The organism is Herbaspirillum rhizosphaerae, assembly GCF_046025915.1.
Taxonomy (GTDB): domain Bacteria; phylum Pseudomonadota; class Gammaproteobacteria; order Burkholderiales; family Burkholderiaceae_D; genus Herbaspirillum; species Herbaspirillum rhizosphaerae_A.
In genome coordinates, this window is record NZ_JAQQFR010000016.1 from 87857 (window position 1) to 110879 (window position 23023).

General features: G+C 58.2%; 19 protein-coding genes. 11 read left to right on the top strand and 8 right to left on the bottom strand.

Going from position 1 to position 23023, the window contains the following annotated elements:
- Nucleotides 1-144: 144 nt before the first annotated feature.
- The 7 genes from PQR63_RS21180 (at nucleotide 145) to rbsD (ending at nucleotide 8146) form a co-directional block, all read left to right on the top strand.
- Entirely contained in the window at nucleotides 145-1683 is a 1539-nt protein-coding gene (locus tag PQR63_RS21180) for a transglycosylase SLT domain-containing protein (RefSeq protein ID WP_408169920.1), read from the top strand.
- A 379-nt stretch (nucleotides 1684-2062) separates the two neighbouring features.
- Nucleotides 2063-3019, top strand: a complete 957-nt coding sequence (locus PQR63_RS21185; RefSeq protein ID WP_408169921.1) for a sugar ABC transporter substrate-binding protein — start codon at nucleotides 2063-2065, stop codon at nucleotides 3017-3019.
- A gap of 101 nt (nucleotides 3020-3120) precedes the next feature.
- Nucleotides 3121-4683, top strand: a complete 1563-nt coding sequence (locus PQR63_RS21190) for a sugar ABC transporter ATP-binding protein (protein WP_408169922.1) — start codon at nucleotides 3121-3123, stop codon at nucleotides 4681-4683.
- A gap of 38 nt (nucleotides 4684-4721) precedes the next feature.
- Nucleotides 4722-5696 carry an ABC transporter permease gene (locus PQR63_RS21195; RefSeq protein ID WP_408169923.1) on the top strand — a complete coding sequence of 325 codons (975 nt, stop codon included), beginning with the start codon at nucleotides 4722-4724 and terminating at the stop codon, nucleotides 5694-5696.
- A gap of 43 nt (nucleotides 5697-5739) precedes the next feature.
- Nucleotides 5740-6732 (top strand): LacI family DNA-binding transcriptional regulator, encoded by a 993-nt coding sequence (locus tag PQR63_RS21200; RefSeq protein ID WP_408169924.1) that lies wholly within the window; start codon nucleotides 5740-5742, stop codon nucleotides 6730-6732.
- 72 nt (nucleotides 6733-6804) lie between these two features.
- Nucleotides 6805-7731: a ribokinase gene (gene rbsK, locus PQR63_RS21205; protein WP_408169925.1), complete on the top strand. Its 927-nt coding sequence runs from the start codon at nucleotides 6805-6807 to the stop codon at nucleotides 7729-7731.
- Between the two features lie 22 nt (nucleotides 7732-7753).
- Nucleotides 7754-8146 carry a D-ribose pyranase gene (rbsD, locus tag PQR63_RS21210; RefSeq protein WP_408169926.1) on the top strand — a complete coding sequence of 131 codons (393 nt, stop codon included), beginning with the start codon at nucleotides 7754-7756 and terminating at the stop codon, nucleotides 8144-8146.
- Between the two features lie 27 nt (nucleotides 8147-8173).
- Here the strand turns inward: rbsD and PQR63_RS21215 are convergent, their stop codons facing one another.
- The 4 genes from PQR63_RS21215 to PQR63_RS21230 all read right to left on the bottom strand — a co-directional run bounded on the left by PQR63_RS21215 (nucleotide 8174) and on the right by PQR63_RS21230 (nucleotide 13841).
- Nucleotides 8174-9796 carry an ABC transporter ATP-binding protein gene (locus tag PQR63_RS21215; RefSeq protein WP_408169927.1) on the bottom strand — a complete coding sequence of 541 codons (1623 nt, stop codon included), beginning with the start codon at nucleotides 9794-9796 and terminating at the stop codon, nucleotides 8174-8176.
- Nucleotides 9793-10863, bottom strand: a complete 1071-nt coding sequence (locus PQR63_RS21220) for an ABC transporter permease (protein ID WP_408169928.1) — start codon at nucleotides 10861-10863, stop codon at nucleotides 9793-9795. Before PQR63_RS21220 ends, PQR63_RS21215 begins: the two co-directional genes overlap by 4 nt.
- On the bottom strand, nucleotides 10860-11918 hold the full coding sequence (locus PQR63_RS21225; protein WP_408169929.1) for a microcin C ABC transporter permease YejB: 1059 nt from the start codon (nucleotides 11916-11918) through the stop codon (nucleotides 10860-10862). The genes PQR63_RS21220 and PQR63_RS21225 overlap by 4 nt, the downstream gene beginning before the upstream one ends.
- Nucleotides 11919-12032: 114 nt before the next feature.
- On the bottom strand, nucleotides 12033-13841 hold the full coding sequence (locus tag PQR63_RS21230) for an extracellular solute-binding protein (protein WP_408169930.1): 1809 nt from the start codon (nucleotides 13839-13841) through the stop codon (nucleotides 12033-12035).
- A 303-nt stretch (nucleotides 13842-14144) separates the two neighbouring features.
- Between PQR63_RS21230 and fabI the strand changes: the two genes are divergently transcribed.
- On the top strand, nucleotides 14145-14927 hold the full coding sequence (fabI, locus tag PQR63_RS21235) for an enoyl-ACP reductase FabI (RefSeq protein ID WP_408169931.1): 783 nt from the start codon (nucleotides 14145-14147) through the stop codon (nucleotides 14925-14927).
- 410 nt (nucleotides 14928-15337) lie between these two features.
- Nucleotides 15338-16783 (top strand): DEAD/DEAH box helicase, encoded by a 1446-nt coding sequence (locus PQR63_RS21240; RefSeq protein WP_408169932.1) that lies wholly within the window; start codon nucleotides 15338-15340, stop codon nucleotides 16781-16783.
- 141 nt (nucleotides 16784-16924) lie between these two features.
- On the opposite strand, the gene PQR63_RS21245 is transcribed toward PQR63_RS21240, so the two are convergent.
- Genes PQR63_RS21245 through PQR63_RS21260 form a run of 4 tightly spaced genes read right to left on the bottom strand, consistent with a single transcriptional unit; the run spans nucleotide 16925 to nucleotide 20593 of the window.
- Nucleotides 16925-17566: a PqiC family protein gene (locus PQR63_RS21245; protein ID WP_408169933.1), complete on the bottom strand. Its 642-nt coding sequence runs from the start codon at nucleotides 17564-17566 to the stop codon at nucleotides 16925-16927.
- The gene (locus PQR63_RS21250) at nucleotides 17566-19197 is read right to left on the bottom strand and encodes a PqiB family protein (protein ID WP_408169934.1); all 1632 of its coding nucleotides are present in this window, start codon (nucleotides 19195-19197) and stop codon (nucleotides 17566-17568) included. Before PQR63_RS21250 ends, PQR63_RS21245 begins: the two co-directional genes overlap by 1 nt.
- Nucleotides 19194-19946: a paraquat-inducible protein A gene (locus PQR63_RS21255; RefSeq protein WP_408169935.1), complete on the bottom strand. Its 753-nt coding sequence runs from the start codon at nucleotides 19944-19946 to the stop codon at nucleotides 19194-19196. The genes PQR63_RS21250 and PQR63_RS21255 overlap by 4 nt, the downstream gene beginning before the upstream one ends.
- Nucleotides 19943-20593 carry a paraquat-inducible protein A gene (locus PQR63_RS21260; protein WP_408169936.1) on the bottom strand — a complete coding sequence of 217 codons (651 nt, stop codon included), beginning with the start codon at nucleotides 20591-20593 and terminating at the stop codon, nucleotides 19943-19945. Before PQR63_RS21260 ends, PQR63_RS21255 begins: the two co-directional genes overlap by 4 nt.
- A gap of 447 nt (nucleotides 20594-21040) precedes the next feature.
- Between PQR63_RS21260 and PQR63_RS21265 the strand changes: the two genes are divergently transcribed.
- Together PQR63_RS21265 and leuA are read left to right on the top strand one after the other, a co-directional pair.
- Nucleotides 21041-21166, top strand: a complete 126-nt coding sequence (locus tag PQR63_RS21265; protein ID WP_408169937.1) for a hypothetical protein — start codon at nucleotides 21041-21043, stop codon at nucleotides 21164-21166.
- 77 nt (nucleotides 21167-21243) lie between these two features.
- The gene (gene leuA / locus PQR63_RS21270) at nucleotides 21244-22947 is read left to right on the top strand and encodes a 2-isopropylmalate synthase (RefSeq protein ID WP_408169938.1); all 1704 of its coding nucleotides are present in this window, start codon (nucleotides 21244-21246) and stop codon (nucleotides 22945-22947) included.
- Nucleotides 22948-23023 lie beyond the last annotated feature (76 nt).

The window sequence follows — 23023 nt, forward strand, 5'->3', positions numbered from 1 at the left end:
GAACCGGGTAGAGCGCAGTTGTTATCCACTTGCGCTCCCATTGTTGCATTTCTCACATACTTCTTAGCAGGAGGTGCAGTGAATCTAAAACGACCGATGAACAGACAACGCTTTCTTCAGCCTCAGGCACAGGATCTTGTACCCATGCAGCGAACATTCAAGAAATTAGCGATAGCCGCGCTTTTCTCTCTAGGTACTCCACTCCTCGTCCACGCCAACGACATCTCGATCTACCCCGCTCCCTTCAACGCGATCAATCCCAACGATCCTTCGTCCGCTCTGCCGGGCATGGAAGACATCGATATATGGGCGCGTATTCGCAAGGGTTTCGGCATTCCGAATCTGGAAAATCCTTTAGTCGACAACCAGACCCAGTGGTACAGCTCGCGCCCTGACTATATCCAGCGCACCACCGTACGCGCATCGCGCTACCTGTTCCACGTCGTGCAAGAACTTGAAAAGCGTGGCATGCCGACCGAACTGGCGCTGCTGCCGTTCATCGAGTCCGCGTTCAATCCGCAAGCGCTGTCGACGGCCAAAGCAGCCGGCATGTGGCAGTTCATTCCATCGACCGGCCGCGACTACAACCTGAAGCAGAACATGTTCACCGACGAGCGCCGCGATGTGCTGGCCTCGACCGATGCGGCACTGACCTACCTGCAAAAACTGTACGGCATGTTCGGCGACTGGCAACTGGCGCTGGCGGCGTATAACTGGGGCGAAGGCTCGGTGCAGCGCGCCGTGAACCGAAACCTGGCAGCCGGCCTGCCGATCGACTTCAACACGCTGTCCGCGCAGATGCCAAATGAAACGCGCAACTACGTGCCGAAGCTGCAAGCCGTCAAGAACATCATCGCCATGCCGGGCGACTACAACATTGATTTGCCGAAGGTCGACAACCAGCCTTACTTCGTCACCATCGGCAAGACCCGCAACATCGACGTCAAGGTTGCCGCCCAGCTGGCTGAATTGTCCCTCGACGAATTCAAGGCGCTGAACCCGCAATTCAATCGCCCGGTCATCATCGGCGGCGACGATACCAAGATCCTTCTGCCGGAAAGCAATGCCGAGAAGTTCAAGACCAACATGTCCAAGTTCACGCAGGCTTTGTCCTCGTGGACGGCACATACCGTCTCCAGCGCCCGTGAACGCATCGAAACCATCGCCAGCAAGTTCGGGACGACACCGGACATCATCCGCAGCGTGAATCAGATCCCGCCGAAGATGGTATTGAAGGCCGGTTCGACGATTCTGGTGCCGAAGACCGAGACTTCGGTGGAAACCGAAATCACGCCAGAGATGGCAGACAGCGCCCGCCTGGCGGTTGCACCGGATGTTCCGGACTTCAAGCGCATCTATGTGAAGGCCGGCAAACGCGACACATTGGCGTCCATCGCCAGCCGTTACCGCGTGAGCGTGGTGCAGATCAAGCAATGGAACAGCCTGCACCGCGACGTGCTGGCCAACGGTCAAAGCCTGCAATTGCAAGTGCCGTATCAGGCCCACACGCCAGCACCTGCAGCCGGCCCGATCCGCGTGCGTCAGGTTGTCCATGCGCCGGCCAAACCGATCCGCAAAGCCCCTGTGGTCGCCAAGAACAACGTCCGTGCAGCACCGGTGCGCAAGACCGCCTCCAACGCACCGATCACCCTGGCTTCCGAAAACGGCACCCGCCGTCGTTGATTGTCCTTCTGTACAGGCCGGAATCGCTCCGGCCTGTTCGCTTCATTGCATCAGCCACGGTAGTTCTCCGCTCTCTCCCGCAATTCCCCGCAACCTCGTGAAATCTTCCCCGTTTTTGCCGCAACGCAAAAATGAACGCATCTCGCATGTTTTCAACGCTGCAGCAAGATTAAGCCGACACTTTTTCCAGTAAAAATTCTAATCAATATGACCAGAAACTGCCGCGCCGCCGCATAAATCGTTTCGTCGGCGACCTTCATTTCTGCGAATTCCAGTGCTATTATTCAGTCGCGCAAACGTTTGCGCATTGCTTGTTACTGCTCATACCGGCATTCGACCCATACGAAACCTGCCGCTTACAACACATCTGGAGACTTTGATGAATACACGTATCCGCCTCAAGCTGATTGCCGCCACCGTCCTCGCCTGCGCGCTGCCGACATTGCCGGCCATGGCCCAGACCGCGGCAAAACCGAAGGTTGCGCTGGTGATGAAGTCGCTCGCCAACGAGTTCTTCCTGACCATGGAAAACGGCGCCAAAGAACACCAGAAAGCCCACGCTGCGCAATACGATCTGATCGCCAACGGCATCAAGGACGAACAAGACACCGCCAACCAGATCAAGATCGTCGAACAGATGATCGTTTCCAAAGTCAGCGGCCTGGTCATCGCACCCGCTGACTCCAAGGCGCTGGTGCCTGTGATCAAGAAGGCGATTGACGCCGGCATCATCGTGGTCAACATCGACAACAAGTTCGACGATGCAGCTCTGAAGGAAAAAGGCATCACCGTCCCGTTCGTCGGCCCGGACAACCGCAAGGGCGCCAAGCTGGTCGGCGACTTCCTGGCGAAGCAGATCAAGAGCGGCGACAAGGTTGCCATCATCGAAGGCGTGTCGACTACCTTCAATGCACAACAACGCACCCTGGGCTTCCAGGATGCAATGGGTGCAGCCGGCGCCAAGGTGGTATCGGTACAATCCGGTCAATGGGAAATCGATCCGGGCAACAAGGTTGCCTCCTCCATGCTGAACGCGCATCCTGACATCAAGGCAATCCTGGCCGGCAACGACAACATGGCGCTGGGCGCGGTTGCCGCCGTCAAGGCAGCGGGCAAGACCGGTAAGGTGCTGGTGGTTGGTTACGACAACATCAACGCCATCAAGCCGATGCTCAAAGACGGACGCGTACTGGCGACTGCTGACCAGTTTGCTTCGCAACAAGCTGTGTTCGGTATCGAAACGGTGCTCAAGGCACTCAGCGAGAAGAAGCCGCAAAGCAGTTTGGGCGGTGCGGTTGAGACCAAGGTCCAACTGGTGACCAAAGACAGCAAGTAAGCACATGAAGTCCCGGGCGGAAGCATCGTTCTTTATACTGTGCTCCGCCCTTTCCTCCGTAATATTGAATCATCAAACCACACCTTCGCGGTGGAGGCTGAATGTCCAATCCATCATCCCCGGCCCTACTTTCGCTCACCGGCATCGGTAAGACCTATGTCGAACCGGTTCTCAGCGACGTCTCACTGGAAATCCGTCCCGGCCAGATCCTCGCGCTGACCGGTGAAAACGGTGCCGGCAAGAGTACGCTGTCCAAGATCGTCTGCGGTCTGGTGCAATCCACCACGGGCGCCATGCTGCTCGACGGCCAGGCCTACCAGCCGCGCTCGCGCACCGAAGCGGAACAGCTCGGCATCCGCATGGTGATGCAAGAGCTGAATTTGATCCCGACGTTGAGCATTGCCGAAAACCTGTTTCTGAACCAGCTCCCACAACGGTTCGGCTGGATCGACAAAACCAAACTGGCGACACTCGCGCAGGCACAAATGGCGGCTGTCGGCCTGACTGATATCGATCCCTGGACGCCGGTCGGCGACCTCGGCGTGGGTCATCAGCAAATGGTGGAAATCGCGCGCAATCTGATCGGCAGCTGTCGCCTGCTGGTGCTGGATGAGCCAACCGCGATGCTGACCAGCCGCGAAGTGGAATTGCTCTTCGCGCAGATCGCGCGCCTGCAATCCGAAGGCGTGGCGATTATCTATATCTCGCATCGCCTGGAAGAATTGAAACAGGTGGCCGACCGCATCGCTGTGCTGCGTGACGGCAAGCTGGTCTGCGACGACGACATCGGCGGCTACAACAGTGATGCACTGGTGCAACTGATGGTCGGCCGTGCTGCGGAAGCGGAACTCGACCTCGGTCACCGCGATATTGGCGCACCGCTGCTGCGCGTGCGCAATCTGGGCCGAGGCAGTGTCGTCGCACCGGCGTCCTTCGATCTGCGTGCCGGAGAAATCCTCGGCATCGCCGGCTTGATCGGATCGGGCCGTACTGAATTGCTGCGCCTGATTTTCGGCGCCGATCGCGCAGATCAGGGTGAAGTTTTCATTGGCGATCAAACCCAGGCCGCCGACATCCGCTCGCCCAAACACGCGATCGCTTCCGGCATCGCCATGATCACCGAAGACCGCAAGAGCCAGGGCTTGCTGTTGCCGCAATCGATCGCCGTCAACGCCACACTGGCCAAACTCGGGGACGTGAGCAAGATGGGCATGCTCGACGGCGACGCGGAAAGCGCGGTTGCCGAGGACTACATCAAGCGCCTGCGCATCCGCTCGCGCGACGGTTCGCAAGCTGCGGGAGAACTCTCCGGCGGTAACCAGCAAAAGGTCGTCATCGCGCGCTGGCTCTATCGCGACTGCCCGATCATGTTGTTCGACGAACCGACACGCGGCATCGACATCGGCGCAAAATTCGACATCTACAAACTGCTGGCCGATCTGTCGCGTCAGGGCAAAGGCTTGCTGATCGTTTCCAGCGACCTGCGCGAACTCATGCTGATCTGCGACCGCATCGCCGTGATGAGCGCGGGCAAACTCGTCGATACCTTTGAGCGCGGCCACTGGACCCAGGAAGCCATCCTTGCATCGGCGTTCAGCGGCTACATGAACTCGCCTGCTGCCGCTGCCGCTGCCGATACCGATACCGTTACTCTGGCGGCCTGACCGTGACGACACCCACACTAGCAAAACAAACAAAGATCATGACCCATCCCAACCGCACCTTCTCTGTGTACGGCTTGTCCGCCGTCAAGAACTATCTCGGCCTGATCGGCGCCTTGCTCGCGATGTGCGTGCTGTTCGCCTTCCTGAGCGAAAACTTCCTCACGCTGGCAACCTTCAGCACCTTATCCAACGATATCCCGACGCTGGTCGTGATGTCGGTCGGCATGACCTTCGTACTGATCGTCGGCGGCATCGATTTGTCGGTCGGCTCGGTGATGGCGCTGGCGGCCTCGATCCTGTCGATGGCGATGGTGCGCTGGGGCTGGCCGCTGTTTGCTGCCGGCTTGCTCGGCATCTTCGTCGCCAGCCTGTGCGGCATGCTGACCGGCCTGATCTCGGTCGGCTGGCGCATCCCCTCTTTCATCGTCTCGCTGGGTGTGCTGGAAATGGCGCGCGGCATGGCCTATCAGGTCACCAATTCGCGCACCGAATATATCGGCAGCGCCGTCGACAGCATCAGCTCGCCCATCATCTTCGGCCTGTCGCCCGCGTTCATCGCGGCTATCGTGGTTGTCATCATCGGCCATCTGGTGCTGACACGCACCGTGCTAGGCCGCCACTGGATCGGCATCGGCACCAATGAAGAAGCGGTGCGCCTGGCCGGTATCAATCCGCGTCCGAGCAAAGTTCTGGTGTTTGCACTGATGGGCTTGCTGGCAGGCGTCGGTGCGCTGTTTCAGGTGTCACGCTTGGAAGCAGCCGATCCGAACGGCGGCGTCGGCATGGAACTGCAAGTGATCGCGGCGGTCGTCATCGGTGGCACCAGCCTGATGGGCGGCCGCGGCTCGGTCATCAGCACCTTCATCGGCGTGTTGATCATCTCGGTGCTGGAAGCGGGTCTGGCGCAGATCGGCGTCTCCGAACCGATGAAGCGCATCATCACCGGCCTGGTGATTGTCGCCGCTGTGGTGCTGGATACCTACCGCCGCCGTGGCGAACGCAATACACATTGATGCGCACGAACATACGCACTAACAACATCAGCGATAACAAAACATGGCAACCATCAAAGACGTAGCGCGCCACGCCGGGGTGTCTTACACCACGGTATCGCACGTGTTGAACAAAACACGTCCTGTCAGTGTTGACGCGCGCGACCGTGTGATCGCCGCTGTCGAAGCATTGGCCTACGTGCCCAGCGCCCTGGCGCGTTCGCTCAAGAGCAATGCCACCGGCAGTATCGGGCTGATCATCCCCAACAACACCAACCCCTACTTCTCGGAAGTGGCGCGCGGCATCGAAGACAGCTGCTACGCCGCCGGCTACAGCGTCATCCTGTGCAACTCGGACGACGACCCGGCCAAGCAGCGCGACTATCTCAACGTGCTGCTGACCAAACGCTGCGACGGCCTGATCGTCGCAACGCTGGCACAGACCGACGGTGAACTGCTGCGCAAGATGAAGGTGCCGACCGTGCTGCTCGACCGTGCGCCAAAAGACATGGCCATCGATCTGGTCGCCGTCGACAACGCCGCCGGCGGCGCACTGGCCGCCGAACATCTGTTGTCGCTGGGACGTCGCCGCATTGCCTGCATCGGCGGGCCGGAGAGCCTGGACATTTCGTACGAACGCATTACCGGACTGCGCCGGACGCTGCAGGATGCCGGCGTCACCGTGCAGGACGACATGTTGAAATACGCCGACTTCACCAGCGCAGGCGGCTACACCGCGGCACGCGATCTGCTGGCCTCGGGTGAAGCACCGGATGCCATTTTCTGCTGCAACGACCTGATGGCCATCGGCGCCTTGCGCGCCGCAGCCGAACGCGGCATCGACGTGCCGGACGCCTTGTCGATCATCGGCTTCGACGATATCGATCTGGCGCAGTTCGTGCATCCGCCATTGACCAGCGTGTCGCAAAACACCCGTACCCTAGGCCAGTTGACCGCGCAATGCCTGCTCGACCGGATTGCCGATCCAAGCCGGCCGGTACAACGACAAACCATCACGCCGCAGCTGCATGTTCGCGGTTCGACGGTCAGAGCCTGACTGCGTTATTTTGACTCGGTTTTCTGATTTATTTTTTGATTCGTTTTTGATTTATTTCACGTTAAGACACACATGATCGTCATCATCGGCAGCATCAATATGGATCTGGTTTTGCGCGTGCCGCGCATGCCGCTTCCCGGCGAAACCATCACCGGCGGCCAGTTCCGCACCATTCCCGGCGGCAAGGGCGCCAACCAGGCCGTGGCCTGTGCGCGTCTGAGCGCCGATAGCGTCAAAGTCGCGATGGTAGCCTGCCTCGGCGACGATGCCTTCGGTACCGAACTGCGCGCCGCCTTGCGCACGGATGGCATCGACGACAGCCATGTCACTACCATTCCGAACACCGCGTCCGGCATCGCCTCCATTCTGGTGGACGACAACGGCCAGAACAGCATCGTGCTGGCGTCCGGCGCCAATGCAGAACTCAGCCCGGCACATATCGACGCTGCGCGCGCGCTGATCGAGCAAGCCCGTATCGTCGTGCTGCAATTGGAGTCGCCGCTGCCGACTGTGATCCACGCCATCAAGCTGGCGCATGTACTGGGCAAGACCGTGGTGCTCAATCCTGCACCGGCACAAGCTTTGCCAACAGAATTGCTCGGTCAAATCGACTATCTGGTGCCCAATGAAATCGAAGCGGCCATGCTGGCCGGCGTGCCCGCCAACGGCATCGACATTGATAAAGACAGCGACGATCAGATCGCCGACATCATCGCGAAGCTGCGCGCCAACGGCTCCAGCAACGTTCTGGTGACGCTTGGCGAAAAAGGCGTCTACGCCGCGCTGGCCGCCGGATCCACCCACTTCGATGCGCAAGCCGTCAAGGCAGTCGACACCACCGCCGCAGGCGACACGTTCATCGGCGGCTTCGTCGCTGCACTGGCGGAAGGCTGCAGTGAAGCCGATGCTATCGCGCTCGGTCAGCGCGCCGCAGCGATCAGCGTCGCGCGCGTGGGTGCGCAAACGTCTATTCCGACGCGTCAGGAAGTGACTAACTGAACAAGGGAAGTGAGAGACTGACATGAAGAAAACACCGCTCCTCAACATCGCGCTGTCGCAACTGATCGCCTCGCTGGGTCACGGCGACAGCATCGTCATCGGCGATGCCGGCCTGCCGGTGCCGCCTGGTGTGCCACTAATCGACCTCGCGTTGACGCGCGGCGTGCCCGGTTTCATGGATACCTTGCAAACCATTCTTGCCGAGATGCATGTAGAACACCACGTGCTGGCCGACGAACTGGCCGGGCGCAGCCCGCAGCTCGCGCAGCAAATCAGTTTGCTTGGCCTGGCCGGCAAGCAAACCATGCCGCATGAAGACTTCAAACGCCGTACCCAGCAGGCACGCGCCGTGATCCGCACCGGCGAGTTCACGCCTTACGCCAACATCATTCTGATCTCGGGCGTCGTTTTCTGATGAATGAAATGACTACGTCCGGCAAGGTCAGCCGCCGGCAAAGTCCTCATCATTGTCAACACCATCTCTGATGTTGTCGGCCGCATAAGTCGCCGCCGCCAGCAAGCGCTGGGTATAGGCATGCGACGGCTGCTGCAATACATCGGCAACGGCGCCGCTCTCCACCACTTTGCCGTCTTTCATGACCACCACCTGATGCGCCATGGCGCGGATCACGGCGAGATCGTGGCTGATGAAGAGATAGGTCAGGCCATGTTTGCGCTGCAACTGCGCCAGCAACTGCAATACCTGCTGCTGCACCGTGACATCGAGCGCCGAGGTCGGCTCGTCCAGCAGCAACAGCTCAGGTTTGAGCACCACTGCGCGTGCAATCGCAATACGCTGGCGCTGGCCGCCGGAAAACTCATGCGGATAGCGTTGCAGCATGTCTTCGGACAATCCGACTTCCAGTAACGCGGCGACGACCTCGGCCCGCTGCTGGGCGGCATTCAAGTTCGGATGATGCAGAGCAAGTCCTTCACCGACAATCTGCTCAACCGTCCTGCGCGGTGACAGCGAAGCAAACGGATCCTGAAACACCACCTGCATGCGTGCGCGCAAGGGACGCACGGCGCTCGATGACATGGCGCTGACCTCTTGACCGTCGAAGCGGATCTTGCCTTCTACCTGCGCTGATGACAGACGCAGCAAGGCCATGCCGAGGGTTGACTTGCCCGAACCGGATTCGCCGACAATGCCCAGCGTTTCACCTTTGCGCAGCGTGAGATCGACATCGTCAACCGCGATGAACTGCTTGCGACGCAGCCAGCCTTGCTTGATCGAGAAGGTGCAGCGCACGCGTTCTCCGGTCAGCAGCACCGGTGCATCAGGCGCGATTTCATCGACATTGCGTTTGGGCTGGCTGGCCAGCAGCTTGCGTGTATAAGCCTGCTGCGGCGCTGCGAACAATTCCGCCGTGGCGCCGGTCTCAACCAGCTTGCCCTTTTCCATCACGCCGACACGATCGGCAAAATGACGAACCAGGTTAAGGTCATGCGAGATCAGCAGCACCGCCATGTTTTCATCGCGCTGCAACTGATTGAGCAGTTCCAGGATCTGCACCTGAATTGTCACATCCAGCGCCGTGGTCGGCTCATCCGCGATCAGTAACTTGGGGCGGCAAGCCAGAGCCATCGCGATCATGGCGCGCTGACGCTGGCCGCCGGACAACTGATGCGGATACGCCAGCGCGCGGCGCGCAGGTTCGGGAATGCCGGTTTTCTCCAGCAAGGCGATGGTGCGTTGTGCCGCAGCCTTGGCGCTCAGGCTTTCGTGCAGCATCAGCACTTCAGCGATCTGGTTGCCGATAGTAAACAATGGATTCAAGGCCGTCATCGGTTCCTGGAAAATCATCGCCGCATCCAACCCGCGCACACCACGCATGGCGGCTTCACTCTTTTGCAGGATGTCGTCGCCGTTGAACAGGATTTTCCCACCGTAGTTGGCGTCCTGATTCAGACGCAATACCGACAAGGCGCTGACCGTCTTGCCGGAACCGGACTCGCCGACCAGAGCGAACTTTTCGCCGGGTTCGACTTTGAAGCTGATGTCATCGACGACGGTCGCGTTGCCGAAGCGCACCGACAGATTGCGGAGTTCAAGCAGACTCATGCCTTCCTCCGCACATCGAGAGCATTGCGCAAGGCATCACCGATATTGGTCAGCAACAACAGAGTCACGGTCAGCACGATGAAGGTCGACAAGGCGATCCACCAGGCATCGAGGTTGTTCTTGCCCTGCGCCAGCAACTCACCGAGGCTCGGTGTCGAAGGCGGCACGCCGAGGCCGAGGAAGTCGAGGCTGGTCAATGCGAGAATCGACGCGCTCATGCGGAATGGCAAAAAGGTCACCACCGGCGTCAGACTGTTGGGCAACACGTGGCGCCAGATGATTTGCAAATTCGACAGACCGAGCGCGCGCGCAGCCTGTACGTATTCCAGATTGCGGTTACGTAAAAAATCTGCGCGCACATAATCCGACAAACCCATCCACCCGAACAGCGACAACAACACCAGCAGCAGGCCAATGCTTGGTTCGAAGATCGAGGAAAAAATGATCAACAGATACAGCTCAGGCATCGATCCCCAGATTTCCAGGATGCGTTGCATGAACAAATCGGTACGCCCGGCGAAGTAACCCTGCACCGCGCCGGCCAGCAAACCCAGCACCACACCCGTCGCTGTCAATGCAAGGCCGAACAGGATGGAAATACGGAAGCCGTACAGCAAACGCGCAAACACATCACGCCCGCGGTCATCGGTGCCGAACCAGTTCTCCGAAGATGGAGGCGCCGGATTGGGTTGTGTCGCGAAATAGTTGAGCGTGTCGAAGCGATAACGATTAAGCGGATAGATTGCCCAATTGCCGTCTTTCTTGAACTGATCCTGAATGAAGGGATCGAGATAATCCGCCGGAGAAGCAAAATCACCAGCGAACTCTTTTTCCGAATAGTCATGCGCAATCGGGAACAGAATCTTGCCGTGATAGCTGGCCACCAACGGCTTGTCATTGGAAACCAGTTCGGCGCCGAGACTGATGACGAACAGCACCAGAAAAATAATCAGGCTCCAATAACCATTGCGGTTCTGGCGGAAGCGCAACCAGATGCGGCGGCCCGGAGAAATCGAAGGCGAAGGAAATGGAGAAGAAGGAGAAGCAGTCAAGGTCGTCGCGCTCATTTGGCCAGACTTTCAAACTGGACGCGCGGATCGGCCCAGACGTAGCAAAGATCACCCAGCAGTTTCACCACGAGGCCGATCAACGTGAACAGATACAGGGTGCCCATAACGACAGGATAGTCGCGGCGGATCACCGACTCATACGACAGCAGGCCGAGACCGTCTAGCGAGAACAGCGTCTCGATCAGCAGGCTGCCGGCAAAGAAGGCGCCGATGAAGGCTGCCGGAAATCCGGTCACCAGCGGAATCAGTGCATTGCGGAACACGTGCTTGTAGAGCACCTTGTTTTCGGAGAGGCCTTTGGCCCGCGCAGTCAGCACGTATTGCTTGCGAATTTCGTCGAGGAAGGTGTTTTTCGTCAGCATGGTCATGACCGCAAATGATCCGGCCACCGACGCCAGCACCGGCAAGGTGATATGCCAAAGGTAATCCTTGATCTTGCCGAACAGCGACAGCGTGGCCCAGTCGTCCGAGGTCAGTCCGCGCAGCGGGAACCATTGCAGGAAACTGCCGCCGCCGAACACCACCAGCAGGAACACGCCCAGCACAAACCCGGGAATCGAATAGCCCACCAGCACCACTGCGCTCGACAGCGAATCGAAACGGCTACCCTCACGCACGGCCTTGGCGATACCCAGCGGCACCGAGATGAGGTACGTCAGGAAGAATGTCCACAAACCGATCGTGATCGATACCGGCATCTTGGATTTAACCAGTTGCCAGACATCACTGTGATGATAAAAGCTCTTGCCCAGATCGAAGGTGAGGAAGCCCTTGAGCATCTGCCAGAATCGTTCCGCCGGCGGTTTGTCGAAACCGTAGAGCGCCTTGATCTCATTGACACGATCAATGTCGACACCCTGCCGTCCACGATACTGCGAAGCGCCGCCGCCGGAAGCTTCACCGCCGCTGTTGAGTCCCTTCATTTCGATCAGCGCCTGCTCGACCGGGCCGCCCGGTACGAACTGAATCACGGCGAAGGTAATTGCGATGACGCCGAACAGTGTCGGCAGCATCAGCAAAATGCGTTTGAGGATATAGAACCAGATATTCATCGTGTCGCTGTCAGATTAAAAAGGTAGCAAAAATAAAAACTGGAATAGAACTGAAGTACCGGACTCACTTGCACATCCACGCACATTCACGTAAGTCTCTAGGAGCCTGAGCGATCATCGCGGCGTCTTTTCCCACCATGTCGAAATCACGTAGGGATCGGCCTGGTAATACAAAGGCGCGGTCGCGGGAATGCCAAAACGATTGCGGTAGGCCACACGGTGGGTTGACGAATACCACTGCGGCACCACAATGTATTTGTGCAGCAGCACGCGATCCAGTCCGCGCGCAGCGGCGACCAGATCCTTGCGGGTATCGGCGGCGACCAATGCTTCGACCAGTTTGTCGATGGCTTTGTCTTTGAGCCCCCAGACATTGCTCGAACCTTTTTCATCGGCGGCCTTGGAGCCGAACATGTCGAACATCTCGTTGCCTGGGCTACTGACATCAGGAAAACGGATGCTCGTCATGTCGTAATCAAAATCATCCATGCGCTTGGCGACCAAGGCAAAATCCGCCGTGCGCTGCGTGACCTGGATGCCCAGTTTTTGCAGGTTGCGCACGTAGACGCTGATCACACGTGACAACGCCGGCTGGTCGTCGAGAATCTCGAACGAAAACACGTCGCCCTTGGCATTGCGCAAGGCGCCGTCGCGGTATTCCCAACCGGCCTGACGCAGCAGTTCACGCGCCTGCAAGAGGTTGACGCGCAAGGAGCCGGGAGGATTGGTATTGGGCGGCACCGGCGCGGGACCGAACACGGCCGGATCGATCTTCGCGCCGCCGGCCTTGATCGATTCCAGCAGCTTCAGCTCGTCGCCTGTCGGTGTGCCGGTGGCCGCGAGTTCGCTGTTGTTGAAGAAGGAGTAGATGCGCTTGTACTGGCCATAGAACAACTGGCGGTTCATCCATTCATAGTCAAGCGCCAGACCCAGCGCCTGACGCACGCGCGCATCCTTGAACTGGTCGCGGCGCAGGTTCATGACGAAGCCTTGCATGCCGGCGCCGTTGGAATGCGTCAGCTCGCGCTTGACGATTTCGCCGCTGGTGAACTTGGGACCTTTGTAGCTGCGTACCCAGTTCTTCGCGCTGTACTCCACCACGACGTCGAACTCGCCGGCCTTGAAGGCTTCCAGCCGCGCAACATCGTCTTTGTAAAAACGATAGGCGATGCGCTCAAAATTGAAGGTGCCTTTACGCGATGGGATAGTCGATCCCCAGTAATCCGGATTGCGTTTGTAAGTGATGCTGCGGCCGACGTCATAGGTATCGATGACGTAGGGGCCGCTGGTGATCGGCGGCACCAGTTGGATATTGTCGAAGGCAACGCCTGCCGCCCATTTTTTGGAGAATACCGGCACACCGCCGACGATCAGCGGCAGCTCATGATTCCTGGTCTTGAATTCGAAACGTACGGTTTGCCCGTCGACCACAACGCATTGCTTGACGTCGGCGAAGAGCGATTTGAATTGCGGCGCACCTTTGGAGACCAACGTGTCGTAGGAATATTTCACATCGGCAGCCGTCACCGGGTCGCCGTTGTTGAAGCGTGCCTTCGGGTTCAAGTGGAAGGTCATCGCCATGCGATCCGGCGCGAGCGTCATGTCGTCAGCCAGCAAGCCGTACATGGTGGCGACCTCGTCAGATGAGCCGATTGCCAGCGTCTCGAACATCAGCGTCGACACACCTGCCGCAGCCACGCCTTTGAGCGAAAACGGATTGAATTTGTCAAAGCTGCTGCGCCGGTCCGGATTGGCCAGATACAGCGTACCGCGCTTGGGGGCGTCAGGATTGACGTAATCGAAGTGGGTAAAACCGGCGGGATATTTGGGCGTGTCGTACAGCGAGAAAGCGTGTTCCGCGTTGGCGATGTTCAAATGACTGAGCGCGCCCAGCAGCAAGGAAGAAAGAATGAATTTACGCATGCGTCCTGTCGGAGTCGAATTCCCGTGAAATTCCTGCAAAGTTGTTGAGATGCAAAATTGATGCCTATTCTACCCACTGGCACTCGACGGCAAGGCTTCCGATGACAAAATAGCAAGCCGGCATCCGGTGCAACCGCCATCTACAGACCGCGAAAAATCGCCCCATCGGTTGCTCCCATCGCTGCAAGCCCCTACAATCTTGCCCAGTTCAGACGCAAATATACTGCATCGAATAGAAATCCCCTTATTTCGTCCTGGCCGATGCCGCTTTTGGCGTCGTCGCGGCGATCACTCGGAGTCAACATGGCATTTTTGCAAGGCAAGAAAATCCTGATCACAGGTCTGTTATCCAATCGTTCCATCGCTTATGGCATCGCCACGGCGTGCAAGCGCGAAGGCGCGGAACTGGCGTTCACCTATGTCGGCGAGCGTTTCAAGGACCGTATCACCAAGTTCGCCGAAGAATTCGACAGCAAGCTGATTTTCGATTGCGACGTCGGCAGCGACGAGCAAATTAATGCCCTATTCGCCGATCTGGGCAAGTCCTGGGATCAACTGGACGGCCTGGTGCACGCTATCGGCTTCGCGCCGAATGAAGCGATTGCAGGCGACTTCCTGGAAGGCTTCTCGCGCGAAGGCTTCAAGATCGCGCACGACATCTCGGCCTATAGCTTCCCGGCAATGGCCAAGGCTGCGCTGCCAATGCTGCGTCCCAACTCGGCTCTGCTGACATTGACCTACCTCGGCTCCGAACGTGTGGTTCCAAACTACAACACCATGGGTCTGGCCAAGGCATCGCTGGAAGCCAGCGTGCGTTACCTGGCGGAATCTCTGGGCCCTAAAGGCGTGCGCGTCAATGGCGTGTCCGCTGGTCCGATCAAGACACTGGCAGCCAGCGGCATCAAGGGCTTCGGCAAGATCCTCGGCTTTGTGGCCGACCATGCCCCGCTGCGCCGCAACGTAACTGTTGAAGATGTAGGCAATGCTTCGGCCTTCTTGCTGTCTGACCTGGCGAGCGGCATTACTGGTGAAATCACCTACGTGGATGGCGGCTTCTCGCGCGTCGTTGGCGGTATATCCGAGTAAGATGATCGAAGACTTGGGGCTTGGTCGATGCAAATCTCCGAGCAAACCTTAGTGCTAACTTCGACATTTTCCTGTATGATTCGGTTTGTGCGTTGCAATACGACGTACAAACCGTAATCCGGCTCACTGGGTTACTCAGCAGCTTCGCAAGCCCTAACTGTCGCGCTAGACAGTCGACAGTACGTAGTAAAAGCCCTCCCGCCTTGAGTGTCCTTAGTCTTTAAGCGACACCGTCCCGGCGCAAAGCTTTTGTGCCGAAATTTCTTTGTTTTTCATAGTCATTTCGTTGGTTGGCGTTGCTTTTTTGCGTTCACCGCATTTGTTGTGCGCTCGTTGCGTCCGTTCACTCTGACGCAAGCGTTGCGCTGCATTGCATTTGTCTGGCGCTCATACACAAAACGAAAGAAAACATGACTTTTGAAACACTAGGCCTGCACCCATCGATTATCAAAGCCTTGACCGATTCCGGCTACACCGCGCCGACTCCGGTTCAGGAACAAGCTATCCCTGCCGCCATCGCCGGTAAGGATCTGCTGGTATCGTCGCAGACAGGCTCCGGCAAGACTGCAGCATTCATGCTGCCGTCGCTGCACAAGTTTGCCTCCATGCCACCTGCTGCTGCTGGCGCGAAGACACCAAACCAGGAAGCGCAAGCCGCCAAGGCACGCGGCGACCGTCCACGTTTCCGTCCTGCACAGCCAAAGATGCTGGTGCTGACGCCAACACGCGAACTGGCCCTGCAAGTTACTACCGCAACCGACAAGTATTGCGCTCACATGCGTCGCCTGAAGGCCGTGTCCATCCTGGGTGGCATGCCTTATCCGAAGCAAATGCAATTGCTGTCGCGCAATCCTGAAATTCTGGTGGCGACACCTGGCCGCCTGATCGACCATATGGATTCGGGCAAGATCGATTTCTCCGAACTGGAAATTCTGGTGCTGGATGAAGCTGACCGCATGCTGGACATGGGCTTCATCGAAGACATCGAAAAGATCGTCGCTGCCACACCGGCAACTCGCCAAACCATGCTGTTCTCGGCAACGCTGGATGGCGTCGTCGGCAACATGGCAAAGCGCATCACCAACGCACCGCAGATCATCCAGATCGCCGGTTCCGCCACCAAGCATGAAAACATCGCTCAGCGCGTGCACTTCGTCGACGACCTGTCGCACAAGAATCGCCTGCTGGACTTCCTGCTGCGCGACGTGACCATGGATCAGGCTGTTGTCTTCACTGCGACCAAGCGTGATGCCGACACCATCGCTGACCGTCTGAACATCGCTGGTTTCGCTGCAGCTGCTTTGCATGGCGACATGCATCAAGGCGCACGTAACCGCACCCTGGATGGCATGCGTCGCGGCCAGGTTCGCGTGCTGGTCGCTACCGACGTCGCCGCTCGCGGTATCGACGTGCCTGGCATCACCCACGTGTTCAACTACGATCTGCCGAAATTCCCGGAAGATTACGTTCACCGTATCGGCCGTACCGGTCGTGCCGGCCGTAACGGCGTTGCCGTGTCGCTGGTCAATCATGCTGAAGGCATGCACGTCAAGCGTATCGAGCGCTTCACCAAGCAACCGATTCCGGTTGATGTCGTTGAAGGCTACGAGCCAAAGAAAACAGCAGCACCTGCACGCACAGCACGCAAGCCAGGCGGCTGGCGTCCAGGCGACAACCGCAGCGGCCCGCCACGTTCGGCCGGTAACGGTGCTGGCAATGGCGGTGGTCGCAGCTTCGGCGGCAAGCCGGCAGGCAGCGGCGGCCCACGTAAAGAAGGCGGCGGCGGTGGCGGCGGTTACAAGGGTGGTGGCGCTCGTTCTGACGGCGGCGCACGTCGCTCTTACGGCGATCGTTAATCTGTCCTGACGCTACCTGCTGAAACAGCGATCATCGTTCAGCGATGATCGCTGCAGCAAGTAGGCATGCTACAAAACAAAAGGCCGCTTCATTGAAGCGGCCTTTGTCATTTCATTGGCGACAGAATTTTTCAATCGCTCTCAGCTACTGCAAGCGCCGCCCTTCCCCGCCCGCAACGCTGTCACGTCGGCCGAAATCGCATCGGCGACATTGGCTACCGCGCGTTGCATTCCCTGCACGACACCATCAACGCCAGCACCACTGGCAGGTTCCACCACCGCCAGACGGCACACACTGCTGGCACTATTGTCGCTGCGCGTAATCGTCCATCCGAAGGATGCATCCACCTTGCCGCCCTTGACCGCATCGAGCTGGCGCAATTCGACAATGATCCGATAGACCGGTTGATTGACCGGACGACCACCGCGCGTCACGTCGACTGCGCCGAGACGATTGGCGATACCGCTGGCCAATGCATCGCGCAGCTCGTTGTTGAACGGCGCCGACCAGCGATCCTGCTCAAGAATATCAACACGCGTATCGTCAGTGCGCACCACAATCTGCGGACGCGCCAGACGCTCCGGCACGCTGACCGGCAAGACCTCGATAAATGTCTGCCCAGCCGCGACGGCGGGCATTGCAGCTGTTGCCTTGGCCGTCGCCGGCGAAGTACTTGATCCACCCGCTGCAGCTAACGTATAGAACCGTGTCGGCGTACTGGAACATGCCGTCAACGCCAGCATCAGCGCTGCCGTCGAGAAAAGTGTGAATCTACCCTGCATTATTTATCCTCCTGCTTGCCGCGAATCAACGATTCCGGATGTTGCTGCAAATAATCGGTGAGCACCTTGATGGATGCTGCCGCACGCGACAGCTCCTGCATGGTCTGGCGCACGTCCTGCTGCAACGGCGCGTCCTCGGACAAGGTGCGTTCGGCGGCGTTGAGCGTCTTGCGGGCATCGCGCATGGCAGCGGTGATTTCCGGTGCGACGTCGTTGTTGATCTTGTTCATGGTCTGCTCGGCACTGCTCAGCGTACGGTTGAGCGTGGCCAACGTCTTGCGCAGATCTTCGCCGATCTTGTCGAACGGCACCTTGCTCAGTTTGCGCGTGACGTCGGCAATCTGATTCTGGATCTCGTCGAGACTGTTCGGTATCGTCGGGAAGATCAACGGAGTCCGCTCGATGTCGATCTGTGCCGGCTCCGCCTTCGGGAAGAAATCCAGCGCGACATAGACCTGGCCGGTCAGTAAGCTGCCGCTGCGCAATTGAGCACGCAGGCCATGCGCAACAAGGTAACGCAGACGCTGGCGCGGCGTGTAGCGCGATTCCTGCTGCTCGTTGAACTTTCGGCCGAGACGATCCGGATACAGTGTCACCACCACCGGCATCAGGAACTGACGCGTCTTGTCGTCGTATTCGATACCAATCGATTTGACCTCGCCCAGCACCACACCACGGAAATCCACCGCCGCGCCCGGCTCAAGACCGCGTAGCGACTGGTTAAAATAAAGCAGCACGGTTTGCGAGCGACCGTCAGGCTCTTTCAATGCAGCAGTTTCATCATCGGCCAGACGGAAGCTGGTGTTCTCCTTGGCGGCGGCATTGGCATCGGAGTCGTCCATCGACTTGAATGCGATACCGCCCAACACCACTGTTGCCAGTGATTGGGTATGCAGCTTGAAACCGCTGGCATTGATCTGCATGTCGAAGCCGCTGGCATGCCAGAAGCGCGAATTGATACCGACGAATTTGTCGTAAGGCGCGTTCACGAAAATGCGCAGCGTCACGCCCTTGCCATCCTGATCGAGATCATAGGCGGCAACCTGACCGACCTTGATGCGCCGATAAAACACGGGCGAGCCGATATCCACCGAGCCGAGATCGGCGGCATGCAGCACGAACTGCTTGCCCGAGGTGTCGCGTGTGATGATCGGCGGCTGTTCAAGACCGGCGAATTCCTTTTTGGTTTCCTCCGACTTGCCGGCATCGGCGCCGATATAGGCACCCGACAGCAAGGTGTTCAGGCCGGAGATGCCGGATGCCGCGACGCGCGGACGCACCACCCAGAAACGCGTATCGTCGGCGGTAAAGCTCTCGGCTTCCTTGGTCAATTGCACGGTGGTCAAGACATGCGAGCGGTCTTTGCTCAGCGTAATCGACTGCACCAGACCGATATCGACGTCCTTGTATTTCACCTTGGTCTTGCCGGCTTCCAGCCCTTCGGCAGAGGAGAAGCTGATCGTGATCACCGGGCCGCGTTCGATCAGTATCTTGGCAACGAGTGTCAGGCCGACCACAGCGGCGACGATAGGAATCAGCCAGACCAGCGACGGCAGCCAGTTGCGCTGACGGGCGCGTTTAGGCTCCGGCAACGCGGGGGAATGATTAGGTGGCGTCGTTTGTTCAGTCATTCACTATCCTTTTTTTGTTGCTCTTGCAGGTCGACATGTGGCGACGGCACGGTATTTTCATCAGGAACCGGTTCATCCTGATCCCAGATCAAGCGAGGATCAAAACTCAGCGACGCCAGCATGGTCAGCACCACGACCGAGCCGAATGCCGCTACACCGACACCTGCGGTGATTTTTGCAAAACCTTCGATCTGAACCAAGCCGGTCAGCAATGACACCACGAATACATCCAGCATTGACCAGCGTCCTATCGACTCCACTACGCGATACAGTTTGGCACGTTGCAGGCGCTGCCAGCTGCTGCGTCGGCGCGCGCTCACCGTCAGGATGATCAGGGACACCAGTTTGAAGAGCGGCACCAGAAAGCTGGCAATGAACACCACAATCGCCAACTCCCACGATCCATCGACCCAGAAGTAGATGATGCCGCTCATGATCGTGTCCTGCTGTTCATCCAGCAGCGTCGTCGTGGTCATCACCGGCATCAGATTGGCCGGGATGTACATGATGCAGGCCGCGATCAGAAAAGCCCAGGTGCGATTGAGACTATCGACCTTGCGAACATGCAGCGGGCTGTGGCAGACCTCGCAATGCGCGTCGTCGGGGGCATCTTCCCAGACTGTGCCGCAATGATGGCAGGGACGAAGCTTGGAGGCGATGGCGCTGCTCATTAGAGGCGCAGCAGCATGTGCAGCCTCTGGAGCCTTTGTCGCAGACGCGTCAGGTGCGGAATAGGTATCGGCGCTCATCGTACCGGCTCCCCGTCTTTGACCGGATCGGCCTCTTCAATGTGCGCGATCACCAGCGAGCGCCAAAGATAGCGCGGGTTGAACGACACGACTGCGGTCAATACGACCGTCAGCGCACCGAACGCCCACAGAGCAACACCGGGAATCACCGTCGCCATATTGGACAACTTGACCACCGCGACCAATACGCCGAGCAGGAAGACCTCCACCATCCCCCAGGGACGTACCATCTGCATGATCCGCAGCAGGGTCTTGACGCCGGGACGGTTCACGCCGTGTGCCGTCGGCAGCAATAAATAGAACAGCACCAACAATTGCACCAGCGGGAACAAAATGGTCGTAGCCATCACCAGCATGGCTACCAGCGACATGCCTTCCATGCCCAGCACTTTGACGGCGCCGATCAACGTGGTCTGGCTGGTCAATCCTTGCAGCTCGATTTGTACAATGGGAAAGCTGTTGGCGATCACAAACATGATCAGGCTGGCAACCGTCAGCGGCAGCAAGCGTTGCTGGCGTCTGCCGGTGTCGCGCTCCATTTCTGCCCCGCAACGCTGGCATTGCGCAATTTCAGCACGTCTGAGTACCGGCCTGCGATGCACTGCATCACACTCTTCGCAAACGATCAGATCCGGACGTCTATGCATGAGTTGATTAAATAAGAAGATAAAAACCTAATAACGATCAAATAATGATCGAATAAAAACCGCATGTAGCCAAACTACCAATGGCTTGCCGCCTCATTATTCTGGGGGGAACTTGGATTCTAACAACAAAAGGCACCGGTTCCACCCCGCTTTCAGCTCGCTTTTGGCATGATCGGGCAGATATTGCTTGACAAGCCAAACGGCAATCTTCTAAAGTGAACAGATGAACTCCGCAACACAATTCTCCCTATCACTATCGCACTTCGCTGGCGCCCTGCTAGCGTTGCTACTAGTGACGCTACTACCAGCTTCGCGCTAATCCAAGTTTCTCCCTAGTTTTTGCAGTTTTCTCGCTGGCGTCTTGATCTGAAAGCATCCGAAACGGATCCTCAGAATCACATCGCAGCACAAATTAAAAAGTTGTAAATTTTTACTGAAAAGCCAGTTATGCCGCTCTTGCATACCAAGTCCATCGCTGCAACTCCGACTTCCGGCGCATTGATCGCCGCGATGATCTTTGCACGTGCCTTGAAGCTACTACCGCTACCGATCGGTTGCCTGGCCTCGCGTTAGTGGCAGTCAGGCGGCCCTTCAGCCACATCGGATGATTTCCCAATTTCACTGCAGTGACAAATTAAAGAGGTTTTACCATGATGTTAAGCAACCCGGCAGCAAAGTACCGTGCATTCCCAACGATTCCGTTGTCTGATCGTACCTGGCCCAATCAGTTCATTTCCAAGCCACCGATCTGGATGAGTACCGACCTGCGCGACGGTAATCAGGCGCTGATCGAGCCGATGAGCCCGGAACGCAAACTGCGCTTCTTTGAAATGCTCCTGCAAATCGGCCTGAAGGAAATCGAAGTCGGCTTCCCCTCCGCATCGCAAACCGACTTCGACTTCGTTCGCAAACTGATCGAAGAAAACCGTATCCCTGACGACGTCACCATCATCGTGCTGACGCAGTCGCGCGAAGAACTGATCCGCCGCACCATCGACTCGCTGGCTGGCGCCAAGCAAGCCATCGTCCACTTGTACAACTCGGTGGCACCGGCTTTCCGCAAGATCGTCTTCAACATGTCCCGCGACGAGATCAAGAACATCGCCGTCACCGGCACTCAACTCGTCAAGGAACTGACCGACGCCCGTCCGGAAACTCAATGGCGCTATGAATATTCGCCGGAGTCCTTCAGCACCACCGAGCTCGACTTCTCCAAGGAAATCTGCGACGCCGTCTGCGAAACCTGGGGCGCCACACCAGAACGCAAAGTCATCCTGAATCTGCCATCGACCGTCGAATGCAGCACGCCGAATGTCTACGCCGATCAAATCGAATGGATGTGCCGCAACCTGAAACATCGCGCCTCCACCATCATCTCGGTGCACCCGCACAACGACCGCGGCACTGCTGTCGCTTCGGCTGAACTGGCTGTCATGGCAGGGGCCGATCGCGTCGAAGGCTGTCTGTTCGGCAATGGCGAACGCACCGGCAACGTCGATCTGGTCACGCTCGCACTGAACCTGTACACGCAAGGCGTGAACCCGGGCTTGGATTTCTCTGATATCGACACCGTGCGTCAGTGCGTTGAAGAGTGCAACCAGATCCCGGTTCACCCACGTCACCCGTATGTCGGCGACCTGGTCTTCACGGCTTTCTCCGGCTCGCACCAGGATGCCATCAAGAAGGGCTTCGCCAAGCAGCAAGCGGACGCCATCTGGGAAGTGCCTTATCTGCCAATCGACCCGGCCGATCTGGGCCGCAGCTACGACGCCGTGATCCGCGTCAACAGCCAGTCCGGCAAGGGCGGCATGGCCTACCTGCTGGAACAGGAATACGGCCTGTCGATGCCGCGCCGTCTGCAGATCGAATTCAGCCGCGCCATCCAGCGCGAAGCCGATGCCACCGGCAAGGAAATCGTCGCCGGCGACATCTACACGATTTTCAAGAGCGAGTATCTGGATCGCACCACGCCGTACGTCTATCGCGCGCACCGCATGTCGGAAGATTCCTCGCATCAGGAATCGATCAAGATTGAAATCGACATCGAGCGCAACGGTGAAAAAGCCACGCTGCGCGGCACCGGTAACGGTCCGATCGACGCCTTCGTCAATGCACTGGGTCTGGACATCAAACTGATGGACTTCCACGAGCACGCCATCGGTGCCGGCGCCAACGCGCAAGCCGCCAGCTACATCGAACTGCGTCTGAACGAAGCGCCGACCGGCTTCGGTGTCGGTATCGACGCCAACATCGTCACCGCATCGTTCAAAGCCGTACTCAGCGCCATCAATCGCCAGATCGCGATCGATCAAAGCGCCAATCAGCCTTCTTCGCCAAAAGCGAAAGCCGCCTGATCAGCCTGACAAACCCACGTCAGGCACCATAAGAAAAGCCGCCGGTTTATCCAACCGGCGGCTTTTTTGTTTTGTG